Annotated in this window: 13 protein-coding genes; 3 read left to right on the top strand and 10 right to left on the bottom strand. The window is 56.9% G+C overall.

Going from position 1 to position 26,156, the window contains the following annotated elements; all coding sequences use genetic code 11:
• Positions 1-9,493 (bottom strand): SprB repeat-containing protein (locus E1J53_RS22925; RefSeq protein ID WP_173021613.1); only part of this gene is annotated, 9,493 nt, incomplete at its 3' end.
• 530 nt (positions 9,494-10,023) lie between these two features.
• Here E1J53_RS22925 and E1J53_RS22920 point away from each other — a divergent pair.
• Entirely contained in the window at positions 10,024-11,760 is a 1,737-nt protein-coding gene (locus E1J53_RS22920; protein ID WP_134273633.1) for a hypothetical protein, read from the top strand.
• Here the strand turns inward: E1J53_RS22920 and E1J53_RS22915 are convergent.
• The 8 genes from E1J53_RS22915 to E1J53_RS22880 form a co-directional block, all read right to left on the bottom strand.
• Positions 11,749-13,608 carry a DUF5060 domain-containing protein gene (locus tag E1J53_RS22915; RefSeq protein WP_134273634.1) on the bottom strand — a complete coding sequence of 620 codons (1,860 nt, stop codon included), beginning with the start codon at positions 13,606-13,608 and terminating at the stop codon, positions 11,749-11,751. The genes E1J53_RS22920 and E1J53_RS22915 overlap by 12 nt on opposite strands.
• A 110-nt stretch (positions 13,609-13,718) precedes the next feature.
• Positions 13,719-14,231 carry an RNA polymerase sigma factor gene (locus tag E1J53_RS22910; protein ID WP_134273635.1) on the bottom strand — a complete coding sequence of 171 codons (513 nt, stop codon included), beginning with the start codon at positions 14,229-14,231 and terminating at the stop codon, positions 13,719-13,721.
• A 157-nt stretch (positions 14,232-14,388) separates the two neighbouring features.
• Positions 14,389-14,895, bottom strand: a complete 507-nt coding sequence (locus E1J53_RS22905; protein ID WP_134273636.1) for an RNA polymerase sigma factor — start codon at positions 14,893-14,895, stop codon at positions 14,389-14,391.
• Between the two features lie 74 nt (positions 14,896-14,969).
• Positions 14,970-16,130 (bottom strand): hypothetical protein, encoded by a 1,161-nt coding sequence (locus E1J53_RS22900; RefSeq protein WP_134273637.1) that lies wholly within the window; start codon positions 16,128-16,130, stop codon positions 14,970-14,972.
• A gap of 150 nt (positions 16,131-16,280) precedes the next feature.
• A complete protein-coding gene (locus E1J53_RS22895) occupies positions 16,281-17,423 on the bottom strand; it encodes a hypothetical protein (RefSeq protein ID WP_134273638.1) in 1,143 nt (380 codons plus the stop codon).
• A 106-nt stretch (positions 17,424-17,529) separates the two neighbouring features.
• Complete coding sequence (locus E1J53_RS22890) at positions 17,530-18,669, bottom strand: hypothetical protein (RefSeq protein ID WP_134273639.1); 1,140 nt, start codon at positions 18,667-18,669, stop codon at positions 17,530-17,532.
• Between the two features lie 121 nt (positions 18,670-18,790).
• Complete coding sequence (locus tag E1J53_RS22885; RefSeq protein WP_134273640.1) at positions 18,791-19,954, bottom strand: hypothetical protein; 1,164 nt, start codon at positions 19,952-19,954, stop codon at positions 18,791-18,793.
• 90 nt (positions 19,955-20,044) lie between these two features.
• The gene (locus E1J53_RS22880) at positions 20,045-20,842 is read right to left on the bottom strand and encodes an SDR family oxidoreductase (protein ID WP_134273641.1); all 798 of its coding nucleotides are present in this window, start codon (positions 20,840-20,842) and stop codon (positions 20,045-20,047) included.
• A gap of 155 nt (positions 20,843-20,997) precedes the next feature.
• Between E1J53_RS22880 and E1J53_RS22875 the strand changes: the two genes are divergently transcribed.
• Positions 20,998-21,429, top strand: coding sequence for a phosphoheptose isomerase (locus E1J53_RS22875; RefSeq protein WP_134273642.1), 432 nt, complete (start codon positions 20,998-21,000; stop codon positions 21,427-21,429).
• Between the two features lie 298 nt (positions 21,430-21,727).
• Here the strand turns inward: E1J53_RS22875 and E1J53_RS22870 are convergent, their stop codons facing one another.
• Positions 21,728-23,062: an alkaline phosphatase gene (locus tag E1J53_RS22870; RefSeq protein WP_134273643.1), complete on the bottom strand. Its 1,335-nt coding sequence runs from the start codon at positions 23,060-23,062 to the stop codon at positions 21,728-21,730.
• A gap of 664 nt (positions 23,063-23,726) precedes the next feature.
• Here E1J53_RS22870 and lon point away from each other — a divergent pair.
• On the top strand, positions 23,727-26,114 hold the full coding sequence (gene lon / locus E1J53_RS22865; protein WP_134273644.1) for an endopeptidase La: 2,388 nt from the start codon (positions 23,727-23,729) through the stop codon (positions 26,112-26,114).
• Positions 26,115-26,156 lie beyond the last annotated feature (42 nt).

Below are 26,156 nucleotides of genomic sequence, written 5' to 3'. Positions count from 1 at the left end.
CGCCAATGTTGGTCAGTGTGGGGGAAGAAGCGCCATTTGACCATTGATAGGTATAGGGCGGGGAACCTCCGGTGATGTTAGGGGTAATGGACCCGGTGTTTTCGCCGGCGCACCCGGGCTCCGTTCCTTCCAGGGTTACGGCAAGGTCGCTACATTCAACATCATTTACGGTGGCCACGCACTGTTCCTGACAACCATTTTGGTCGGTGATGACGACGGTGTAGTCTCCGGGACCAAGGTCGGAGATGGTGAAGGTGTTGGCGTCGGTATCGGCGATCACTTCCCCGTTCAGGGTAATCTGATAGGCGGGGGTGCCGCCCTCCCAGTTTAACAGGATGCTGCCATCGTTACCGTTGATGGTGGAGATCGGGCTTGGGGTGCAGCTTAGCGTCAGAGCTGGCGGTTCACTGACGGTGAAGGTGGTCTCCCGGCTACAACCGTTGGCGTCGGAAACGATCACGGAATAGGTGCCGGCGGCCAGTCCGCTGAGGTCCTGGGTGGACGCACCGTTGGACCAGGAGTAGACGAAGGGCGGCGTTCCACCACCGACGCTAAGGTCGATAGCTCCGCTGTTGTCCCCGTTGCAGAGCAGGTCGGTAACGTTGCCGCTGAGGGTGATTGCGGCTGGCTCCTGAATGGTCACCGCGATGCTTTGCAGACAGTTGTTGGCGTCGCGCACGTCGAGGAAATAGGTGCCGGCGGAGAGTCCGTTCCGGTCCTGGGAAGTGGGTCCGTCCGACCATTGGTAGGAGTAAGGTGGCGTGCCGCCGGAGACGGCAACGTCGATGCTGCCGTTGGCCTCACCGTTACAGCGCACGTCCTGGGCGGAGAAGGTAACCACCAGGGCCGGCGGTTCACTGACGGTGAAGGCGGTCTCGCGGCTACAGCCGTTGGCGTCGGAAACGATTACGGAGTAGGTGCCGGCGGTCAGTCCGCTAAGGTCCTGGGTGGACGCACCGTTGGACCAGGAGTAAGTGAAGGGCGGCGTTCCACCACCTACGCTGAGGTCGATGGCTCCGCTGTTGTCCCCGTTGCAGAGCAGGTCGGTGATGTTGCCGCTGAGGGTGATGGCGTCGGGCTCCTGGATGCTCACTGCGATGCTTTGCAGACAGTTGTTGGCGTCGCGCACGTCGAGGGAGTAGGTTCCGGCGGATAGTCCGTTTCGGTCCTGGGAAGTGGGTCCGTCCGACCACTGGTAGGAATAAGGTGGCGTGCCTCCGGAGACGGTAACGTCGATACTGCCGTTGGCCTCACCGTTACAGCGCACGTCCTGGGTGGAGAAGGTGACCACCAGGGCGGGTGGCTCACTGACGGTGAAGGCGGTCTCTCTGCTACAGCCGTTGGCGTCGGAAACGATCACGGAATAGGTGCCGGCGGCCAGTCCGCTGAGGTCCTGGGTGGACGCACCGTTGGACCAGGAGTAGACGAAGGGCGGCGTTCCACCACCGACGTTGAGGTCGATAGCTCCGCTGTTGTCCCCGTTGCAGAGCAGGTCGGTGACGTTGCCGCTGAGGGTGATGGCGTCGGGCTCCTGGATGCTCACTGCGATGCTTTGCAGACAGTTGTTGGCGTCGCGTACGTCGAGGGAATAGGTGCCGGCGGAGAGTCCGTTTCGGTCCTGGGAAGTGGGTCCGTCCGACCACTGGTAGGAATAAGGTGGCGTGCCTCCGGAGACGGTAACGTCGATGCTGCCGTTGGCCTCGCCGTTACAGCGCACGTCCTGAGCGGAGAAGGTAACTGCCAGGGCCGGTGGCTCACTGACGGTGAAGGCGGTCTCCCGGCTACAACCGTTGGCGTCGGAAACGATTACGGAGTAGGTGCCGGCGGCCAGTCCGCTGAGGTCCTGGGTGGACGCACCGTTGGACCAGGAGTAGACGAAGGGCGGCGTTCCACCACCGACGTTGAGGTCGATGGCTCCGCTGTTGTCCCCGTTGCAGAGCAGGTCGGTGATGCTGCCGCTGAGGGTGATGGCGTCGGGCTCCTGGATGCTCACTGCGATGCTTTGCAGACAGTTGTTGGCGTCGCGTACGTCGAGGGAATAGGTGCCGGCGGATAGTCCGTTTCGGTCCTGGGAAGTGAGTCCGTCCGACCACTGGTAGGAATAGGGCGGGGTGCCTCCGGAGACGGCAACGTCGATGCTGCCGTTGGCCTCACCGTTACAGCGCACGTCCTGAGCGGAGAAGGTGACCACCAGGGCCGGTGGCTCACTGACGGTGAAGGCGGTCTCCCGGCTACAGCCGTTGGCGTCGGAAACGATTACGGAGTAGGCGCCGGCGGCCAGTCCGCTGAGGTCCTGGGTGGACGCACCGTTGGACCAGGAGTAGACGAAGGGCGGCGTTCCACCACCAACGCTGAGGTCGATGGCTCCGCTGTTGTCCCCGTTACAGAGCAGGTCGGTGATGCTGCCGCTCAGGGTGATGGCATCGGGCTCCTGAATGCTCACCGCGATGCTTTGCAGACAGTTATTGGCGTCGCGTACGTCGAGGGAATAGGTGCCGGCGGATAGTCCGTTTCGGTCCTGGGAAGTGGGTCCGTCCGACCACTGGTAGGAGTAAGGTGGCGTGCCTCCGGAGACGGAAACGTCGATGCTGCCGTTGGCCTCACCGTTACAGCGCACGTCCTGGGTGGAGAATGTGACTAACAGTGCCGGTGGCTCACTGACGGTGAAGGCGGTCTCCCGGCTACAACCGTTGGCGTCGGAAACGATCACGGAATAGGTGCCGGCGGTCAGTCCGCTGAGGTCCTGGGTGGACGCACCGTTGGACCAGGAGTAAGTGAAGGGCGGCGTTCCGCCACCGACGCTGAGGTCGATGGCTCCGCTGTTGTCCCCGTTGCAGAGCAGGTCGGTGACGTTGCCGCTGAGGGTGATGGCGTCGGGTTCAATTATTTGAATGCGATCAACGGTTACCAGGCAATCATTGGCATCCGTGACGGATAAATTGTAAAACCCAGCACTTAGATCGTCTCGATCCTGAGTCGTTGGCCCATCATCCCATCGGTATTCGTAGGGTGGGGTACCGCCGGACACAGTAACGTCGATGCTGCCGTTGGCCTCACCGTTACAGCGCACGTCTTGAGCGGAGAAGGTGACCACCAGGGCCGGTGGCTCACTGACGGTGAAGGCGGTCTCTCTGCTACAGCCGTTGGCGTCGGAAACGATCACGGAATAGGTGCCGGCGGCCAGTCCGCTGAGGTCCTGGGTGGACGCACCGTTGGACCAGGAGTAGACGAAGGGCGGCGTTCCACCACCGACGCTAAGGTCGATGGCTCCGCTGTTGTCCCCGTTGCAGAGCAGGTCGGTGATGCTGCCGCTGAGGGTGATGCCGGCTGGTTCCTGAATGCTGACCGCGATGCTTTGCAGACAGTTGTTGGCGTCGCGCACGTCGAGGAAATAGGTGCCGGCGGAGAGTCCGTTCCGGTCCTGGGAAGTGGGTCCGTCCGACCACTGGTAGGAGTAAGGTGGCGTGCCTCCGGAGACGGCAACGTCGATGCTGCCGTTGGCCTCACCGTTACAGCGCACGTCTTGAGCGGAGAAGGTGACCACCAGGGCCGGTGGCTCACTGACGGTGAAGGCGGTCTCGCGGCTACAGCCGTTGGCGTCGGAAACGATCACGGAGTAGGTGCCGGCGGCCAGTCCGCTGAGGTCCTGGGTGGACGCACCGTTGGACCAGGAGTAAACGAAGGGCGGCGTACCGCCACCAACGCTGAGGTCGATGGCTCCGCTGTTGTCCCCGTTGCAGAGCAGGTCGGTGACGTTGCTGCTGAGGGTGATGGCGTCGGGCTCCTGGATGCTCACCGCGATGCTTTGTAGACAGTTGTTGGCGTCGCGTACGTCGAGGGAATAGGTGCCGACGGAGAGTCCGTTCCGGTCCTGGGAAGTGGGCCCGTCCTGCCACTGGTAGGAGTAGGGTGGCGTACCGCCGGAGACGGTGACGTCAATGCTGCCGTTGGCCTCACCGTTACAGCGCACGTCCTGGGCGGAGAAGGTGACCACCAGAGCCGGTGGCTCACTGACGGTGAAGGCGGTCTCGCGGCTACAGCCGTTGGCGTCGGAAACGATCACGGAGTAGGTGCCGGCGGCCAGTCCGCTGAGGTCCTGGGTGGACGCACCGTTGGACCAGGAGTAGGTGAAGGGCGGAGTACCACCACCAACGCTGAGGTTGATGGCTCCGCTGTTGTCTCTGTTGCAGAGCAGGTCGGTGACGCTGCCGCTGAGGGTGATGGCGGCTGGTTCCTGAATGCTCACTGCGATGCTTTGCAGACAGTTGTTGGCGTCGCGTACGTCGAGGGAATAGGTGCCGGCGGAGAGTCCGCTTCGGTCCTGGGAAGTAGGTCCGTCCGACCACTGGTAGGAGTAAGGTGGCGTGCCTCCGGAGACGGCAACGTCGATGCTGCCGTTGGCCTCACCGTTACAGCGCACGTCTTGAGCGGAGAAGGTAACTACCAGGGCCGGTGGCTCACTGACGGTGAAGGCGGTCTCTCTGCTACAACCGTTGGCGTCGGAAACGATCACGGAATAGGTGCCGGCGGCCAGTCCACTGAGGTCCTGGGTGGACGCACCGTTGGACCAGGAGTAAGTGAAGGGCGGCGTTCCACCACCTACGCTGAGGTCGATGGCTCCGCTGTTGTCCCCGTTGCAGAGCAGGTCGGTGATGCTGCCGCTGAGGGTGATGGCGGCGGGTTCCTGAATGCTGACCGCGATGCTTTGCAGACAGTTGTTGGCGTCGCGCACGTCAAGGGAGTAGGTGCCTGCGGAGAGTCCGTTTCGGTCTTGGGAGGTGGGCCCGTCCGACCACTGGTAGGAGTAAGGTGGCGTGCCTCCGGAGACGGTAACGTCGATGCTGCCGTTGGCCTCACCGTTACAGCGCACGTCTTGAGCGGAGAAGGTGACCACCAGGGCCGGCGGTTCACTGACGGTGAAGGCGGTCTCGCGGCTACAGCCGTTGGCGTCGGAAACGATTACGGAGTAGGTGCCGGCGGTCAGTCCGCTAAGGTCCTGGGTGGACGCACCGTTGGACCAGGAGTAAACGAAGGGCGGCGTACCGCCACCTACGTTGAGGTCGATGGCTCCGCTGTTGTCTCCGTTGCAAAGCAGGTCGGTGACGCTGCCGCTGAGGGTGATGGCGGCTGGTTCCTGAATGCTCACTGCGATGCTTTGCAGACAGTTGTTGGCGTCGCGTACGTCGAGGGAATAGGTGCCGGCGGAGAGTCCGCTTCGGTCCTGAGAAGTGGGGCCGTCCGACCACTGGTAGGAGTAAGGTGGCGTGCCTCCGGAGACGGCAACGTCGATGCTGCCGTTGGCCTCACCGTTACAGCGCACGTCTTGAGCGGAGAAGGTAACCACCAGGGCCGGTGGCTCACTGACGGTGAAGGCGGTCTCTCTGCTACAACCGTTGGCGTCGGAAACGATCACGGAGTAGGTGTCGGCGGCCAGTCCACTGAGGTCCTGGGTGGACGCACCGTTGGACCAGGAGTAAGTGAAGGGCGGCGTTCCGCCACCGACGCTGAGGTCGATGGCTCCGCTGTTGTCCCCGTTGCAGAGCAGGTCGGTGACGTTGCCGCTGAGGGTGATGGCGTCGGGTTCAATTATTTGAATGCGATCAACGGTTACCAGGCAATCATTGGCATCCGTGACGGATAAATTGTAAAACCCAGCACTTAGATCGTCTCGATCCTGAGTCGTTGGCCCATCATCCCATCGGTATTCGTAGGGTGGGGTACCGCCGGACACAGTAACGTCGATGCTGCCGTTGGCCTCACCGTTACAGCGCACGTCTTGAGCGGAGAAGGTGACCACCAGGGCCGGTGGCTCACTGACGGTGAAGGCGGTCTCGCGGCTACAGCCGTTGGCGTCGGAAACGATCACGGAGTAGGTGCCGGCGGCCAGTCCGCTGAGGTCCTGGGTGGACGCACCGTTGGACCAGGAGTAAGTGAAGGGCGGCGTTCCACCACCTACGCTGAGGTCGATGGCTCCGCTGTTGTCCCCGTTGCAGAGCAGGTCGGTGACGTTGCCGCTGAGGGTGATGGCGTCGGGTTCAATTATTTGAATGCGATCAACGGTTACCAGGCAATCATTGGCATCCGTGACGGATAAATTGTAAACCCCGGCACTTAGATCGTCTCGATCCTGAGTCGTTGGCCCATCATCCCATCGGTATTCGTAGGGTGGGGTACCGCCGGACACAGTAACGTCGATGCTGCCGTTGGCCTCACCGTTACAGCGCACGTCCTGAGTGGAGAAGGTGACCACCAGTGCCGGTGGCTCAATAATTTGAATGCGATCCACGACAACCAGGCATTCATTAGCATCCGTGACGGATAAATTATAAAAGCCTGCACTTAGATCATCTCGGTCCTGAGTCGTCGGGCCATCTTCCCATCGGTATTCGTAGGGCGGGGTGCCGCCGGAGACGGTGACGTCAATGCGGCCGTCGGTTAGCCCATTACAGGAAATACTTTGGGGGTCCACTACTACGTCCAAAGCATCGGGGGCACTGATCGAATAACTTTCCGTAAAAAAACAATCATTGGCGTCCGTAATACTAACGGTGTACGTTCCTGCAGTAAGGTTGGATATATTTGGTTGCCGACTGCCATTTGACCAAAGAAAACTATAGCCGGGAGTTCCTCCGGAAATGTCTAATTCGATGCTGCCGTTGGCTTCTCCGAAGCACCTGACGTCCGTTAAATTTGCGGACACGGTAATGGGAGCATCCGGCTGTCCGACAAAAAATTCCTGGGAGGAGCTGCAGCCCTCAGCACTCGTTACGGTGAGCGCGTAAGCACCAGCCCTTAAACCCTCTCGGTCCTGGGTGGTGGTTCCGTCTTGCCACCGATAGGTATAGCCTGGTGCATCCGGAGTCACGGACACATCAATGCTTCCAGTTGCCTCTCCGTGGCACCTGACGTCAGTAACGACTCCGGAAATGTTCGGAGCGGAAATGTCGGATATCGTTGCCTCCCCCAGCACAATCGCACAATCCGGTGATCTCGCGTAGCGGGCAATGATCTGATAATCGCCGGGTGCCAGGTCATCGAAAGTGAATACACCACTAAAAAATCCTGATCCCGTGCTGACAAACGAATCTCCGCCGTCAATACTGAATTCAATGTCATTTCCTGGTCCCGTCTGATCTTGATTGCCGAACCAGTCTACCGTAATACTACCGGTGCCCGATTCACAGTCAGCGTCCAGAAAGGAGAACCCCGCGTTCGGGGGGCTGTAGAGAATAACTACCGTATTCTCTGTGGTCGAGCATTCTCCCCGTGAGGCTACCAGAAGGGGCGTAACGATGAGGTGCCGGAAACCGGGATTGGGATTGGTGAACGTTACGGTATGGGGTCCTGGGCCCGTAGCCGTAGCGGGACTCGCGTGATCACCGAATTCATCAAAATCCCAGAAGTAATCCACGCCATCCTGAGGACCAAACCGTAACTCAAACGTTACGGTGGCATCCCCGCAGTAATAAGTGAATTCATTCGGGTGAATAATGTCGGGATCATCCAGGTCGGTCACCTCCAGATTGAGGGAAGCCACCGCCGTGCACCCCGCCTGATCGGTCACGTCTACCTGGTAAAAGGTGGATGCAGAGGGGCTGACGACGGCCTCCGGACCATTTTCGGATCCCGAATGAGACCAGGAATATGTGTACGATCCACCGGCACTGAGGTATCCATCAGATTGGATATTTACGGTGAGGGTCGATGATTCTCCGGCACAAAGCGGGTCCGGATTCGCCGTTAGGGAAACCGCTAAATTCGACACGTAGAAGGACTGCCGTTGGTTGGTCAATTCACCTTCGCCATCTCCATCGCAATCACAACGGGTCAGTCGCCAGAAACTGACCAGAGAACCACTGGGAATGGGGCCCGGATCATAATTAGATGACGTGGCACCCGGGATGGGGACCGCATTATTGAAGGAAGTGGAATTGTCCGCCCGGTACCATTGATAAGTGGGGGGAGCATCATCAGAACAACTCCCCGGGCTAACGATAAAGATGTTTGGTTTATACGTCGCCTGACCGCAAATAAAAATATCCTCGGTAGATACGACCTGTCCTTCCTGATCCAGAAAATCACCGCCATCCGTCGCCTGCGAGTTTGAACTGGACACCGTAACGGAGGCGACGGCCTGACAGCCATTAAAGTCCGTCACGGTATATCCGATCGGGCCGGGAGAAATGCCGGTGACGGTTTCCGTAGTTGCTCCGTTAGACCAGCTATAGGAATAGGGTGCCGTTCCCCCGGAGGTTTGCGCCCGCACAACGCCATTGTTGTTGTTACAGCTGGGAAAACTAATGATCTCAACATTCGCCCCCGGAGTGGGGAAAACGCTGTGGGTTACCACGTTAGAGTAGAGGCGAGGACATCCAGCGACCTGAGCTCCCCTCCGAAAGGACCGGGTCTGATTGGAGGATAAGGGGTCATAAGTAAGTCCCGTGGCTCCGGGGATGTCTTCCCATCCCCCTCCGTCGTTGACCTGCCACTGGTAGATGATCGTGCTGCTACCACTGGTGGAGGCGGGTTGGTCGCTAAAGATGAATTGCCCATCCGGATCAGTGCCACAGAATTCAATGGTGAAACTGGAGATTTGTCCGGGATCGGTGACGGACTCCTCCTGGATAGTGAAGCTGGTCGAACCCGTGCAGGAACAGTTGGGACTGGTGACCGTAACCCCATAATTCCCGGGCGCTAAATCATTCCGGATACCCGTAGCGTTCGAACTTCCATCGGACCAGGAGAAGGTGTATCCACTGGCCTCCGGATCGGTAATTGGGGCATCGTAATTAAAAACGTTAATGGTAACGGATCCATCATTAGCCCCGCAATTGGCGTCACTGGTTACGTTGGCGACGGCGGAGACGTTAAAGCCGGGGTCGATGGTGAAAAACTCCTGGGCCTCTTCGCCGGAGTCCATAATCATGAGCAACTCATAATCCCCGGGACTGAGAGCCTGGTTTATGTTCGTGCGGTAAGCACCATTGGATAACTCGGTGACTTGCCGGCTCAAAATAACCCCGGGGTTGGGTGAAATTTCGGTAATGATTGCCGTGTAGGGCTCACAGCCAATGAGTAAAGTCGAGATTCTGCCACTGCCGACATTGGCACAAGCCTGGTCCGTAAAGGTGGTCAGCGAACCAGCATAGGGATAGGCAAAACTGTGGCGCTTGATGTACCGGCCAACGGCATCCGTTACCGTCACTTCGTATGAGCCCGCTGGCACCGGCTGCTGCATGGCAGCCGTGGAACCATTTGACCACAGAATGCTGTAGGGAGGAGTGCCCCCGTTGGGTGAAACCTGTACGCCATTATAACCTCCCTGGCTACAGGCACCCAACACGCCGGCGCCACCGGATAGTTGATCGCAGTTTGACGACTTCTCGATAAAGGAGCGCTGCTCTCCGGCAAAAGGCTCTTGATGGATGGAGCCATCCGGGTAAAGGTACGTCCAGGTGACGTCCTTTAGCTGCTCCACGGGAAGCTCAGGCAAAACCGGTCTTTGACCAACTAGGGAGGAGGTGCCAATAAGGAGCGTTAATAGAAGAGCTATCGCCAAATCGGTTGCTCTCATGGTGTTGGGATTAAGCGTATTGAGTCTTCGTGAATGGGTAAAAAATACAAGCAATAACTAGGCCCTGAAGGCCGGAAATTCCGTCGGCATCACCCGTTAAAAGGATGATGCAAGCCAGCCTTTGCCAAGAAAAAAATGCTTCTCAGATAGGTGTTGGATGTGTTAAGATAATTCTTAGCCCGCAAGCGGAGAGACTATCCCAAAGGTTATTTTTATTCTTGAATTTAAAATGTTGATAATTAGTGATTTAATGATATTTATTGGTGATGAATCCCGGGGTGTCAGAAGGGTAGTAGCAGGCGAGAATAAAGTTGTGATGACAAGTGCTGTCGATACATCAAGTAAGGTGATTGCATTTAGGTAGAAACAATGCACCTGCGTCCGCGCAAAAAATTTTGTATACCGCCCATCGGAAGCTTACTTTTAGTCACCGAGACCCTATTTAATTTATGCGGACTGGACTCATTGGTTTCCTTTTGTTCATTACCACTTCTCTGGTGGCCCAGGATGTTGGCGGGTTTTTCTCCGACATCTCAGAGCGCCTCCGGGCCAAGGATATTTTACGTTTAAGTGGTAACCTCGGAGGGCAGGTCGGATATAATTATTTTGATGAAGGAGGAAGTGGAGCCCTGCCGAGAAACCAACCCTTCAACTGGTCCGGGAATGCCTCCGTTAACCTGGATATTCTGGGCATCCAGGCGCCCTTTTCGGCGGCCATTTCGAATCGAAATACCCTGTACAATCTACCCAGCTACTCCTTCGTCGGCGTAAGCCCGACCTATCGCTGGATCACGTTGCACGCCGGTGATCGCAATTTGAATTTTTCCCCCTACAGCCTCGCGGGAGTGAATTTTCGGGGTGTTGGTTTCGAGTTAAAACCGGGTAAATTTTACGTCGCCGGGATGCGTGGTCAGTTACGCCGAGCCCGGATTCAGGATATTTCGAGCATCCAAAACCTGGAAACGGACTTTCGGCGAATCGGAACGGGAGTGAAGTTCGGCTTTGATAGCGGGGAAGGATCCCAATTGATGGCCTCCGTATTTTCTTCCGCAGACCAGCTGGAAAACGCCAATCCCCAGGATTCGCTCTTGCTCGCCAACCCGGAACGGAATATGGTCCTCAGCTTTTCCGGCGGCCACCAACTCAGTAAGTTTCTGCGCGTCGAAGGGGAATGGGCACGGTCCGTACTGACCAGAGATGAACGGTCTCCACTACTCGAAAACCCCTCGGGAAGAGTCCGTCTTTTCGGGTTGTTTTCTCCGCGGGTGAGTACGACCGCCAGCGACGCCCTGAAACTTCGCATCGGATTGTCCCCCTCCTTCGGGAAGGTAAATTTTCAGTACGAAAGAATCGGGCCGGAATATCGCACTCACGGTAGCCTGTTTTTTCAAAACGACCTGGAAAATTTCACGGCCGGATTCAGCGCGCCACTCTTCAAAAAGAAGGTGGACATCAACACCCAGATCGGTATCCAGAGGAATGACCTCGACAATGCCTCCGCAGCCTCCCTCAATCGCTTCGTGGGGTCCCTCGGCATCAACTACGCCATTTCGGCCAAGGTGAATACCTCCCTCAGTCTCAGCAATTTCGTTTCTACTAACCGCTACAAGGCCATCGCCCTGAATAACTTGCTGGTCGATAGTATCGTACTGGCGCAGACGCAGCAAAGTGCCGACCTGACTACCTCCGTGCTGGTGGGTGCAAAAAATGAACATGTTTTTGTGGGAGCGGCGGGCCTGCAGCGGGCCGCCCTAATCCGGGATGACCGGGTCGATGACGGCCAGACCAGCACCTTCTCCCTACTGATGATCAGCTATACCTACGCTCCGGAGAAGGCGCCGGGATCGCTGTCGGCCAGTATGCTTTACCATCGTAATCAAACGCCGGACGTAAACATCAACACGCTGGGACCTTCCCTGGGCTATTCCCGGAAAGCATTCCGGGAAAAAGGGAAAATCAACCTCTCGCTGAACTATAACTGGACAACTACGGACCTGACGGCCATAACGCCGGGCTTACCCAGGGAGAACGCCGGAATCCTGCAGGCAACCCTGGGGGGGAATTATAACCTCGGCAAGAAGCAGGGCATTACGGCAAATATTTCCGTCATCAATGCCGGAACAACCTCCACCCGACCCGGTTACACCGACGCCCAGTTCCGCCTGGGCTACAACCTAGGATTCTGATTCCCGGCGAATAATCACCGCCCAATCCTTGCGGTCCGTCCAGTCGGCAGCTCCCGGAGGAAGGTCCAGGTCGTGAAGACCACCTCCCTGGAGGCTGAGCAGATCGGAAGTCTGCAGAGCCCCACCGTTTGCGGGGTCGAACCACAGTACCTCAAAGGTGTCTTCCGGGCCGGCGTCCGTCAGATCAATGCTGCCGATGCCGCCGAAGGGGAGGTAGACCAGGTAAAACTCTCCGCGTTTGGCCAGGCAGAAATCCCCTTCCCGGGTCAGTTCATCGGCGGCTTCCATCTCCGCGAAGGGCACGTGCTCCCCAAAGAAATTGATGGCGTGGGCCGTCCAGGTCCAGGCCCGGTCCCGACTGCGCCAGTCCTCCATGCCCAGGTCATTGTGCGGACTGAAGGCTCCGAAGTACCATTCCGCCCCGGCACCTCCGGCCATCAGGTTGCCCCACAGTGACAGGGCCCGCACGGAATCCTGATTGTTGTGGGGCGCCCGGTCGTCGGGGTCCAGCCCCCGGTACCAGGGGCCGATCTCGTCCAGGGTCATGATCCAGGGGGCTCCGGCATCGGCGGTCAGGGCCAGCCACTTGCGGGTCACTTCGTGGACCTGGGCGGGGTTTCCGATCTGGAGGCTGAGCCCGTCGAAGTCATCGTTGCCCAGCAGCGGTGTATAAATCTTGGCGAATTCCTCTTCATTGGGATGGGTGTGGACGACCACGTAACCCTGATAGGGGTCATTTTTGGCGAACCAGGCCGCTCCCGCGGCCTGCTGCTCGTTGGTCTGGGCTCCCGTTTCCGACCAGCTGTTGGGACCGTTTTCCTCGCCCATGTTCCAGGTCACGGCCCGGTGGTGCCCGAAACGGGCCACCAGCTCCCGGAAGTAAATGGACCGCTCCGGACCGGTATCGCCGCCGTCCAGCAGCGTCTCGTTTTCGGTTTCCTGCATGACCAGGTGAAGCATCATGCCCAATTCATCGTCCATGTAGTCGAACACGGCCTCCCACTGGTCCAGTTTGCTGCAATCGAAGCGATAACGTTCCTCGTGACTGGTGTAGGGCCAGACGTCCTTGCCGTCGCCGTTGATGTTCATCGTGAGCATGTAGACGCTGTTGATCCCCTTTTGGGCCAGGTAATTGAGCCCACCGACGAGCCCCTTACCCTTACCGTCCTGCCAGGTGAGGTCACCCTCCCGCCAGTCTTTTTCGTGGGCCGTAAAGTGGTGCAAACCCTCCGTTTTGCTTTCGCCGTCCCGAAAATCATTGCTGTGGCGGTAGGTGCCGTCAAAGTCTTTGAAGGCCAGGAGGTTCTCGGGGCTGTCGGCCCCGCCCTTGAGAAAAAAGTCCTTGCTTTCGGCCCACTGCAGGTAGCGTGGGTGGGTGCGCATCAGCCGTCCCCGTTCTCCTTCGGCCGGAGGGTCGACAAAGATGGTACCCTCCTGGCCGGTCAGGGAAAGGCGCTCACCGGCCCCGGGGTCTTCACTGACCGCAATCCGGTCACCCCGGCGGAAATCGGCCTCCCACCGCCAGAGACCTTCTTCGTCGGGGCGGAAGTTGACCCGCCAGACGCTGCCCGTATCCGCACTGGTTTCTCCGGCGTTTCCGTCGGCGGCGTAGTATCCGGGAACGGTGAACACCCGGTCGTCGTGGTAGAACCGAACGTCGAGTCGGTAGTGGAGAAACGGATTATCCTCGGCCATTTCTGCGGAACTGGGCCCCCCGAAATCCAGGCTTATCTTCTCCCATTTGGGGCTACGGATATCCGCCGTTTCGGCGGGGTCGGGTGGCTGACAGCCAACGTACAGAAACGCCAGGAGGGCCAGTGGCAGTAGGGAAGGAAGCGGATTGCGCATGGTCGGGAATGTGGTGGAAGAAGTGGGATGTGCTCCCGGGAGGGAGGAGCGTTGTCTAAACGACGATGTCCCCCGCCGGGCTCCCCCACATCCGCTACCGAAGACTTCCGTTAGCCACGGGCCATCCCTCCCCGCTCCAGGGCCTCCCGCAGCAGGGCCTTGGCCGTAAACACCCGGCTCTTGGCCGTGCCCACGGGTACCCCGGTCCAGCTGGCAATGTCCCGGTACTTCGCGCCGTGATAGTGCAGCAGGAAGGCCCGCCGGTACCGCTCCGGTAGTTGATCGACTACTTCCAGGATGTACTCTGCCCCCAGTTGGCTTTCGGCGGGATTGGTGGTGGAACCGGGGTCCACCCAGTCCGGAGTAACGGCGTATTCCTCCCGGAGCCTTTCCCGCCGCTTGCGTTTGCGGTAGCCGGTCAGAAAGGTATTCCGGATCACGGTCTTGGCCCAGGCCCGGAAATTCGATCCCGCGGTAAATTTCTTCCGGTGCTTCAGCAGCAGGAAGAAGGCGTCTTGTAGCAGGTCACGGGCGCGCTCCTCATCCCGGGTCAGGCTGATGGCAAAGGCAAGTAGTTCGGGATAGTGTTGGTAGCCGAGTTGCTGAATTTCCAGGAGGGTCATACGAGGACTATCTAAGGGGTTTAACTAAATGGTTAATTCTGGGGTAAAAGCTAGCCCGAAGCATGGGACGCTGGTTTTTATGCCGCAACCTGCTCCGGGCGTGACCCTATAACTATACGATTAACCAAATGGTTGATCTTTTTGGTTAATTTTTGTGCTACTTCCGGAAAATGGGCCCCAATTTTTCCTTCAGCATTTTTTTGGCCGTGAAAACCCTGCTTTTGGCCGTCCCGACGGGGACCCCGGTAATGTTGGCGATGTCTTCGTATTTGATGCCCTGGTAGTGCAGCAGAAAAGACCGGCGAAACCGTTCGGGAAGTTCGTCGACGAACTCCATAATTCCTTCCGCGTTGAGGTTGGCTTCGGCGGGGTTGTCGGTCACTTTATTGGTCATCCAGCCTTCCGCCGGGGGGCGATTTTCCGTCAGGGTTTGCCGGCGCTTCCCCCGACGGTAATTGCTGATGTAGAGGTTGCGAATAATGGTCTTGACCCAAGCGCGGAGGTTCGTCCCGTTGGTATATCGTTCGTGGTGCTTCAGGATCAGATAAATGGCCTCCTGAAGGAGGTCGGCAGCCCGGTCTTCATCCCTGGTCAGCGTCAGGGCAAAGGAGCGGTATTCGGGGTAAAATCCGTTGCTGATACGGGAAAGTTCTTGCGGAGTCATTTGGGGTGTATTTATGAGACAAAAAAGCAGGGGGCGTGGCCGCAGGTGCAAGGCCGATGGGTTGAAGCGTCGTTTTATTGGGTTGAATCGTCATCCAGCTGGGCCTGAAGGGGCGTTGGCGCCCGATCGGGGAATGATGCCGGCTCGATCAACGGTAAGTCCAGGGTATCGTTTTCCTCCTTCGGAACGGCTAATCGTTCCTCCCGGACGTCCAGGGGCCAGGATACCTCGGCCACCTTTCCCCACACGGAAGTATGCCATACGACCATGCGCCAGTGAAGGTTTCTGGGGTTCTTGGAGCCCATGACGGGGAGGGGAAAGCATTCCTTCGGCCAGGGTAGTTTCAGCTCCAGAAAGGGGCCGTGTGGCTGGGCGTGATCAGCGACCCGGACCACCGTGCTCTTCAGTAGGGCACGCCGGGTGATGACCTGGCCTTCCTCCCGCAGCTCAAACTGCTCAAAAATCTGGTAACCTACCCGCAGCGAACGTTGAAAGGCAGACCCAAGGTCCAGCATTCGCAGGACCATGGGGCCTCCGGGATTGGGAATAATCTCCACCTTCGTCTCCCGGAAAACCGTGAGGTTCTGAAAGCGGGCGGCGGTAATCAGGAGCACGACCAACACCAGCAGCAGGTGAAGGGAAAGGACCAGATCAAGCTCAAACTTCATGGTAGTATAAATCCACCCTCCGATGAGCCCCAGCAGGGACAGCAGGGCACTGCCCGAATACTGCTCCGTCGAATAAAGGCCCTCCGGAACGTAGTAAAAGCTGGGGGGCTTACGGACCGGAACGGGAAGCGTAACCCGGAAATCGTGGGCCGACGGTCGTTGTCGGTGGCTCTTTCGTTCGGGCGCCCAGCTGGATACGTAGGCGAAGCCTTCTATCACCAGCTGGTTTTCGTAATGAAGGTGCTTATAGCTAAAACTGTGTTGTTGGAAACTGTCCAGCTCCCGCAACGAGATCACCCTTTTCTCCCCGGCTTCCAGCGTTATCTTGCCGAGCGACAGGCTATCCCACGACGGCTTGGTATATGACTTTTTGTTGGAACGGCGGACCTCCGCCAACCGGATGTCGGCCTCCTCAATCACCAGACGACCCTCTCCGGTATTGGTGAGCACGAGTTCCCCCCGGACGGCTTCTCCGGTATACAGGTAATCCCGGTGACCACCGTCCAGCCGCAACTCCACGAGGAGTCGTTGTTGACCAATTTGCAGGCTTTGCCGGGAACGTATCATGACGGATAGGGTAGGTGGGGGGGACCGGGGAAGGAAGCGAAATCATTCTCCCTTAACCCACGGCAAAGGTCCACCCGACGGGCACCCGCCGCGAATTCCTCCGATGAACCTGCCGGGAAATCCGACGAGTGGGACCCGGAACGGAGGCATTTACCCTCTGACTAGCCGGCGGGTAACCGGGGCGGCCTCCTTCGAACGCTCTGCTTCGGCCGGGAGTGGCTGCAGTTCCAGCACCTCTTCCGGGGGAAGCAACTCCTCCCACCGGACCTTGACCGGCCAGCTGACCTCGGACCAGTGCCCAAAGAAATTCTTACGCAGCAGCGAAAACTCCCAGCCAAACCCCTGCCCGGATGGGTACTTATGGGTGGGATAGAAATCTTCGGGCCAGGGGAGCCGGGCCTCGATGAAACTTCCCCTCACCCGACCGATATCCCTGAGCGGAAAGGCTTTCCGGAGGAGGGTGCGGGTAACGATCCGATGGTTGGAATCACTGTCGCTGAAGTAGTTTTCCGTCACCCGATAGCCCAGGTGGATGGATTCCCAGCTGTCGTCTCCCCGGTCCAGCATCCGCACCAGGAAGGCTTCCCCGGGAGTGGCTACTATTTCCATGGGGCTGTCGCGGAACAGGGAGATGCGCCAAAGCCAGGTGAATATCAGGGAAAGCAGGGCCGCAACGCCGAGTAGGTGGAAGGTACCCATGGATAGGTTCTCCAGCCCAAGGGCGATGCCCACCGCAAAGAGTAAGCCAACGGGAGGTAAGAGGAATTGATAGGAAGGGAGCCAGCGCGCCGGCAGGGGCCTCGGGTCAATTCGATAGCTACCCACTCCGGGTTTTACAGGGACCACAAAATTACTCGTGAGCTTGTCCCCAAAATAGGTGTTCCAGTTTTGCATCCGTTTGAGCAGTGCACCCCTTGACATTCGGGAGGTGGTCAACTGCAGGGAAAGCCGGTTCGTAATGCTCATTCGCTTTCCCCGGAAACTTTCGTGGGCATAGCTCCCAATATCCTCAAAGCGGAGGGTCTTGCGTTGGCCACTTTGCAGCTTCTCTTCCTGGAGGAGGGTAACGTCACTGAGCAGCACCTGATTTGACGTGTTTGGCCCCTTGACCCTTTCGGAAAGAAATAAGTTAACGCTCATCAGGGGGATGGGGGCTTTGCCCACATTGCTTAAATCCACCTTCCCACTCATTTGGTCACCCACCCGAAAATCCTGGCCCGGCTTGCGGTCCAGCGTCAGGGTAATTTCTAATTCCCAGTCGCCCAGCTTTTTGGTGATGGTGGGGTAGGTCATTGCGGGTAGCGGGTGTTTTCGCTCAGGAAGATGCGGTCCTGGCCCCGGGTTTTCCAAAATTTACGACCGGCCAAGGGGAAAAAACGACGAGGATAAAGAGTGAGATTTACGGCTTATTGTTCGTTGCTCCTGGCGTACCCCCAAGAATTTCTCTTTCTGGTGTCAGGTCTTTCAGCTCCAGCACTTCTTCGGGCGGTGGGAGGTGCTCCCAGCTGACGTTGATGGGCCACTTAACTTCGGCCCAATTACCGAGAATGTTTTTGCGCAGCAGGGTGAATTCCCAGCCGAAACCCTGGCCGGAGGCATACTTGAGGTTGGGGTAAAAGTCTTTGGGCCAGGGAAGGCGGGCTTCAATGAAACTCCCCCTGACCTGACCAATTTCTTTCAGGCTATAGGCGCCTCGGTGCAAGGTCTTAGTGACCAGCTTCTCTTCGTGCTGGCCCTCTCCATTCAGATAAGTTTCCGTGATCCGGTAGCCAAGGTGTAGAGATTGCCAGCTGTTGTCGCCACGGTCAAGCATGCGGACCAAAAAAGAACCTCCGGGGGATTCGACGATTTCCATGGGGCTGTCCCGGAATAGGGTAATACGCCCGATGATCAGCGCAATCAGGAGTAGAATCACCAACACACCCGCCCAGTGGAAAAAAATGGGAGGGGCTTCCTCAAGTAGCAGAAAAAGCAACCACGGAAGGGCCACCAGGAATGGCGTCCATTTAAGGTTAATGGAGGGGAGCCACTTGGTGGGGAGGTGCCGGGGAGCTACCTGATAAACTCCCCTCTGAGGTTTTGTGGGAACTTCGAAATTATAGGCGAACTCATTATTGCGATTCCTGCCCCAAAGTTTTATTTGTTTGAGCAGGGAGACGTTGGCTGGTTGGGCGGAATACGCCCGGACGGAAATCCGGTTTGAAACGGATAAACGTTTTCCTCGAAAACTAGGATTTTGCAGGGTTCCCAGTCCACGAAAGCGAACGGTTTTACGCTGCCCGGGTAGGAGCTCCGTCTTTCCGATCAGCGAAAAGCTTTTCAGGAGTCTCTGTTCCGTTTTTATAGCCCCCTTTACCCTTTCGTTGAGGAAAATGTTGACACTGCGTAACGGAATTGGCGTCGTCCCATTATTGATGATCTCTACCTTTCCACTCAGGTGATCACCCACCACGAAGTACTGCCCCACCGCCCGATCAAGGGAAAGGACAACCTGTAAATTCCAGTCACCAAGAAGCTTCGTGGTTTTAGGGTAGGTCATGTGGGTGTTTTATGCTTGGGTGTTCTTGTAGGAGTGGTTAAGAAGATCAGCTATCTTAATCTTTCTTCCCAATCTATACGACCGGCCAAGGGGAAAAAACGACGAGGATAAAGAGTGAGAATTACTGCTTATTGTTCGTTGCTCCTGGCGTACCCCCAAGAATTTCTCTTTCTGGTGTCAGGTCTTTCAGCTCCAGAATTTCTTCTGGGGGAGGTCGGTGCTCCCAATTCACGTGGAGGGGCCAGGTCAACTCGGATATCTTTCCCCAAAAGGACGTACGTTGCAGTACCAGCTCCCAGTGAACTCCCTGGTGATCAGTGTCAAGACTCCTGGATACCGGAAATACTTTTTCCGGCCATGGTAGGGACACGACCAGAAACGGGCCGTCGTTTCGGGCGGCCTGATCAACTCCCACGATGTATTCTTTTCGCAGCACATTACTCAGTGCATCCTTGGGCTGGAAGGCACCTTCGTAGTATTCGTTGATCCGATAACCCACCCTCAGGCTTGCGCGAAACTCATCCCCCAGGTCGAGCATCCTGACCTTCATGGAGCTGCCCGGAGTTCCCGCTACTTTGAGGCTGATGTTTTTGAATGCCGATAGTTTTATCGTTGCCCAGGCCAGTAGCGAGACGAGTGCTCCAACCACCATTACGTGTAGCGAAAAAGAGAGGGCAAGGACAACGGCCCAAATGAAGAGGAGAAGTAGGTAGACAATACTGGCCCACGACAACCATCCCGGCTCAAATTTAGCCATATCGCAGACTTTGGGGTAGGCGAAATAAAAACCGGGAGGCAAGCAAACGGGAACCTCAAACTGAAAGTCAAATTCATGCCCGCGTCCCAGTTGACGAACCTTATCCGTGTAAGACATCTTTACCGGATAGTGGCGGGTCAGGCTAATTTTTACGAGGTTTACCTGGCTGAGCATCCTACCCGCGTAGGAAGGGTCGGTAAATCGACCCAATTGAGGAACCGGGATTTCAAGTCGCTCGCCGGGCGCTAGCTCCCGCTTTCCCATGAAGGTGACGGTTTTAGAGCCCTTTAGGTGATCCGCATACGGCCCTTTTTGTACACTGCTTAGGTGGATTTTGCCGTGCTTAATGTAGACCTTGCTTTTTCCGCTGTTGATCAGGATAATTTTTCCCTTCACCTGATCCTGGGTGGTCAAATGGGTAGCGTTCGGGCTGCTCAGCTCTACACCTGCCTGAAGCTCCTGAATGCCCATCTTTTTGGTTATGAAGGGAAGCAGAAGACCAGACTTGTCTCCGGAAGGTTTTTTCATGCAGAGAACATAGCCCCGGCGGGGTACATGACGCTAATCAGGACGACCGGCCAAGAAGCATTTACGACGAAAGAAAGCCGTCCACCAGAATTAACTGTAATACTTATTCAGTACCCACTCCCAGGTCCGACCGGGGAGCAGCCTCCGGGCGATGGTGCTGGCCTTTTGGATGGGTTCGCCGATGACGTAGTAGGGCTTCAGGCTTTCCTTGTCCATGATGCTGATCATGCTTTCGGCGACCTGCTGGGCAGTCATACCGTGGCCAACGTTACTGGCCATGCCTTCATCGGCCTTCTGGTAGCGTGGCCGGTAGAGGGGATCGATCTCGTCGTAGGGCTGCCGGTACTGGGAGGCGATGATGTTGGTGGCGATATCGCCGGGGCAAACACAGGTAGCCTGGAGATTGGAGCCCCGCAGCTCGAGGCGTAGGCTGTCGGTCATCGCCTGGAGCGCCGCCTTACTGGCCGAGTACATGGACCGGAAGGGGATACCCATAAAACCCGCGATGCTACTGACCATCAGCAGACGACCGCGGGGGCTTTTGCGCAGGTGGGGGAGGGTAGCCTGACAGAGATTCCAGCTCCCCCAGTAGTTCGTCTCCATGATCGCCCGGGCCCGTTCGGTGGGCATTTGCTCCACCGGACCAGCACCACCGATGCCGGCGCAGTGCATCACGATGTCCAGGCGGCCGGCTTCCTGTAGGAGTTGGGCAATGGCCGAATCGAGCGCCGACCGGTCGGTGACGTCGGCGGGTAAGGACGTTACACCCGGCAGGTCCACGCTGCGTCGGCTCATGCCGTACACGCGATATCCCTGGCTGGCCAAAAGAGGGGCGAGGGCTTCGCCTACACCCGAAGAAGCACCCGTAACTAAAGCAACCTGTTGCATCGTATTTATTCGTTTAGCGGCCGTAAAGAAAAAGAAATTTAGCGCAACCAACACCCATAATTCAGCGGAGGTTAACGTCTTACGGCCCCGGCTAGCCGTTCTTAATGCCTACCTTTGTGTTTCAATAATCAAATGGACGTAACCTTACTCCTTTTATGTCTACTCCCAACTCCAACCTGGAAACTACTTTTAACGAAAAAGGCGAACTGATTAGCCCCGTGCTGCCGAGTGGCGTCAAGAACTTCCTCATCGACATCGACGGAACGATCTGCGACGACATCCCCAACGAGGAGCCCGAGCGCATGGCTACTTGTCTGCCCTATCCCGATGCCTTGCGCATCGTGAATAAATGGTACGAAGAAGGTCACATCATTACGTTTTTCACCTCCCGTACCGAAGAGCACCGCGAAGTAACCGAGGAATGGCTCCACCGCCACAATTTCAAGTGGCACGGTATGCTCATGGGCAAGCCCCGTGGTGGCAACTACCACTGGATTGACAACCACATCGTGAAGGCCACCCGCTTCAAGGGTAAATTCACGGACCTGGTGGTCAAAAACCGGGAAGTAGAAGTCTTCAACGACTAATCTCGAGCTCCCCCTTCACATCGTGGTTTAATGTAGGGCGCTTACGCGCAGGTGCCAGGGGACAAGGAATGAAGGAAAGAATGATGGAAGGATTGAATAATTCAGTCATTCACTCCTTCAGTCATTCACTCCTTCAAACATTTCTTTGGTACCCCGGCTGAGCACGAGGGTTCCGTTTCACTGCACCTGCGCTCCGTCGCATGCTATTTAGAATCGATGGTCCCGACGAGTTACGACCACCGAAGGTAGCTGCGAAGCAAAACTCGGGGCCGTCGCCCTAACGGTATGTCGGAAAATTCTATTCCTTGCTTTCACTGGGCTTTTCCCGGTGAAGGATTCTGCCCCACAGGCGCTGGCCATCCTTGTCGAAGAGATCAAGGGATAGTTGACGCTCCCGGAGCGGGCCGCTGAAATTGAGGAGGCCAAAATTGTGCCGGACCGTAAGGGTGCCCTCCACCCGGAAGTCGTTTTGTTCGTCCCGGTTGTTGCCCGTTCCCGCGGTCAGGCTGCTGACGGTGATGTCGTAAACCATTTTGCCGTTGGGCAGTTCCATTTCGCTGAACTCGGAATGGTGGCGGTCGCCGTCTACGAATACCACTCCGCTGATGTTCTCCTCGGTGATTCTTCGCAGCAGGTACTCCTGCTCTTCGGGGGCCAGCACCAGGTAGGCCTCTCCCCGGCCGGAATTGTTTAGTACCTGCCCGCCGATACACACCATCTTCCAGGGGGAATCACTGAAGATCAGGGACTCGATCAACCACTCCAGTTGCGCTTTGCCGAGCAGGGTCTTATTGTCCGTGCGCTCCTGATCGTTGGGGGTGCGGAAGGAGCGATTGTCCAGGAGAAAGAAATCGATGTCCATGTACCGGAAAGTAGTCGTGATGCCTTCCCCACTACCCGGAATACCGGAGGTAAGGTTTCCCCAGAAGAGGTCAAAGGTTTCCTTGGCCAGGTCCTTGTGCACCCAGGTCCGGTCAGAATTGTTGGGGCCGTAATCATGGTCGTCCCAGGTAGCGTAATGGTGGGTGCGGGCCAGTAGTGGCTGCATCTCTTTGGTGGAGCGGGTATGGGTAAAGCGGTGGAAATATCCGGTTTTGGTATACCAGTCGGGTTCGCGCAAATACATATTGTCTCCGAGCCAGATCATCAGGTCGGGGTGCTTTTCGTCCAGGCTGGTGAAGATTTCGTATTCACTGCCGTAGCCCGGTCCGGGACGATCGTACCGGGGTTCATTGATGTAGGTGCAGCTGCCCAGCGCTACGGTAAACGGTGGCGGGTCGGTGCGCCACCGCCAGGTGGGTTGGGTGGTGAAGGTGGTAGGGTAGTCCAGGTCAACGGCCTGGCCGTTGATGAGCAGTTCATACTGGTACGTAACTCCGGGCTGTACTTCATCCGCGATGAGTTTGGCGGTGAAGGCCGAGGCTTTTTCCGTATGGTGTTCGGCGGTGAGGAATTGATGCCCCAGGCTGTCGGTGTATACAATCTGTACGGTGGCCGGGGCCGTGGTCTGTACCCAGATGAGTACCTCACGTTGTTCACAATAACCCAGCATGGGACCGGATTGTAAAAGGCTGGATTGGCCCACTGCGCCGAGGGAAACAAATAGTAGCAGGATGACGGAAAGAAATCGCATGGATGAAGTGATTTGGGGCAAGATAATGCCTACGCAAGACGCCAATACTTTTCCCGGATTTAAGTCTGTCTTATCTTTTTGCGCCCGCCCGCCGATTTATCTGGCGGATTTCCACTCGGGTGCAGCAAAGAAGGATGGGTCGAAACAATAATTTCATAAATTATAAAAATGCATAGCTATTGTGCGCGTAAACAATCAGTTACGTTTGTGATTATTTCTGAAACCATCCTGACAAATCTCACGTTTTTTTCCGCTCACCCCACTATCATGGGGTACCCTGATGTAAAAAAGTATTGAAAGCATTGGCTTGCGAGCTAGAAAAGTCCTATTTTTCGGCAGATTTAAGAGAAGGTTTTCTCTACGGCTCTAAAATGCTATGAATAAGAGAAACTGATTTTCATCCATCCTTGCACAGAGGATTTTGATTCAATCAGTAATAGATAAAGCTTTCTGACATACCACATTCTTTGCCCCCTTACCATTGGTTTGGGGGTTTTTCTTTCTGGTAGATCAAAAGTTTCAACGCAGTTTATTGGTCGCAGTAATTCATGGTGGCGACATGGCCACTTTGGCACGATTATTGATGGAAACTCTGAGCGGGTTCAAGCTGTTTTACCTGTTAACCTGAACCGACCAGCAAGCTCACCGAAAAGAAACTTACCCCATGGATAATCGCGGATTTGACGACGAACCAGATCTTTTCCCCTTCATCGGAACGGAAGAAGGAGATGAGCAAATGGAAAGCAACGAAGTGCCGGATTCCCTTCCGGTACTGGCCCTGAAAAATTCAGTGCTGTTTCCGACGATCGTAATCCCGATTAACATCGGACGGGATCGTTCCATCAAGGCCATCAACCACGCCGCTTCGGGCAACAAGCTCGTGGCCGTCTTCGCCCAAAAGGATCAGGACGTTGAGGAACCCGGAGCGAAGGACCTCTACGAGGTGGGTACGATTGCCAAAATCCTGAAAATGCTGCGGATGCCGGATGGCAGCCTGACGGCCGTACTGCGGGGACGCCACCGGATCATCCGCCGCCGGATGGTCAGTCAGGAGCCCTTTATGGAAGGAGAGGTAGAGCTCCTGCACTACACCCCGACCCTCAATCCCCTGGCGTTTCAGGCCACCATGGACAGTGTGCGGGATAATGCCCGCCGGGCCGTTGAACTCAGCCCGAACATTCCCACCGAGGCCCAGGTAATGCTCGACAATATTGAGCAACCCAGTCACCTTTTGAACTTCATTTCCAGCAACCTGAACGGGCCCGTGGAAGTCAAACAGGAGTTGCTGGAGTCCAATGATCTCGGGAGTAAGTCGGAAATGGTCCTGGGGGAACTGCAAAAGGAACTACAGATTCTGGAGTTGCGGGATCAGATTGAGAACAAGACCCGGGGCGACATTGAAGAACAGCAGCGGCAGTATTTCCTTAACCAGCAAATGAAGGCGATTCAGGAGGAGTTGGGGGAGAACCCCAACAAGGCCGAAATCGACCGCCTGGAAAAGCGCGCCGAAGCCAAGGCCTGGCCGGAAGAGGTTGCCACGGCTTTTCAGCGGGAAGTTGCCCGGTTGAAGCGTATGAACCCTCAGGTGGCCGAATACAGCGTCCAGCTTTCCTATCTGGAGATTCTGCTGGACCTCCCTTGGCAGGAATACACCGAGGACAATTTTGACCTGAAGGCCGTGGCCCGGAAACTGGACCAGGACCACTACGGGCTGGAAAAAGTCAAGGACCGCATCCTCGGTCACCTGGCCGTGCTGAAGTTGAAGGGAGACATGAAGGCCCCGATTCTCTTGTTGCTGGGCCCTCCGGGCGTGGGAAAAACGAGTCTGGGTCGCAGCATCGCCGATGCGCTGGGCCGGAAGTACGTACGGATGAGTCTGGGTGGCTTGCACGACGAAAGCGAAATCCGGGGACACCGCAAGACCTACATCGGAGCGATGCCGGGCCGCATCGTGCAGTCCTTGAAGAAGGTGCAGTCCGCCAACCCGGTATTCATTCTCGACGAAATCGATAAGGTGGGGCAAAGCCACCGTGGGGACCCGTCGTCCGCCTTACTGGAAGTCCTGGACCCCGAGCAAAACGGTAGCTTCCACGATAATTATCTGGATCTGGACGTTGACCTCAGCAAGGTGATGTTTATCGCCACCGCAAACAACTTTGCCGCCATTCAACCCGCCCTGCGCGACCGCATGGAGATCATTAACCTCAGCGGATATTCCGAGGAGGAGAAGCTGGAAATTGCCAAACGGCATTTGCTCCCGCATCAGCGGGAGGACCACGGACTGAAGGCCAACCAGGTTAAAATTCCGGTGAGCACGCTGCGGGCCACCATTGAGGGCTACACCCGGGAAAGTGGCGTCCGTAGCCTTAATCGACTGGTGGGGGCGCTGATGCGGCACGCGGCCAAAGCCATTGCCATGGAGGGAGCCAGTCAGGTAAAGATTGAACCGGAGGCACTGGAAGAAATTCTGGGTCCCCGTCGCTTTGAACGGGAACCCTACCGGAAGGCGAAACAGGCTGGTGTCGCCATCGGGTTGGCCTGGACCCAGGTCGGCGGAGAAATTCTCTTCGTGGAGGCCAGCCTCAGTCCGGGGAAGGGTAGCCTGCAACAAACGGGGAACCTCGGGAACGTAATGAAGGAAAGTGCCATTACCGCACGGTCCTACCTGAAGGCCAACGCCAAGCATCTCGGGGTAGACATCACCGAGTTCAAAGAGCACGATTTACACATTCACGTGCCCGAGGGAGCGACCCCGAAGGACGGACCAAGTGCCGGCATCACCATGCTGACGGCCATGGCCAGCATTTACTCCGGCCGCCCCGTGAAGCCCTACCTGGCCATGTCGGGGGAAATTACCCTCCGCGGACGGGTGCTACCGGTGGGTGGTATTAAGGAAAAATTGCTGGCCGCGCGCCGTGCGGGCATGAAAACCGTGCTGCTCAGCCAGATGAACGAGAAAAATGTCCGGGAAATCGAGGAGCGCTACCTGAAGGGGCTGACGATCAAATACGTCGAAACGATGCAGGAAGTCCTGGATTTTGCCCTGCAGTAGACAAGGATAATCCATTCCAGCTAAACCCTAATGGTGTAATTT

The sequence above is a fragment of the Lewinella sp. W8 genome, from assembly GCF_004375085.3.
Taxonomy (GTDB): domain Bacteria; phylum Bacteroidota; class Bacteroidia; order Chitinophagales; family Saprospiraceae; genus Neolewinella.
Note: the sequence above shows the minus strand (reverse complement) of the source record. Positions and strands in the feature narration are given on the sequence as shown.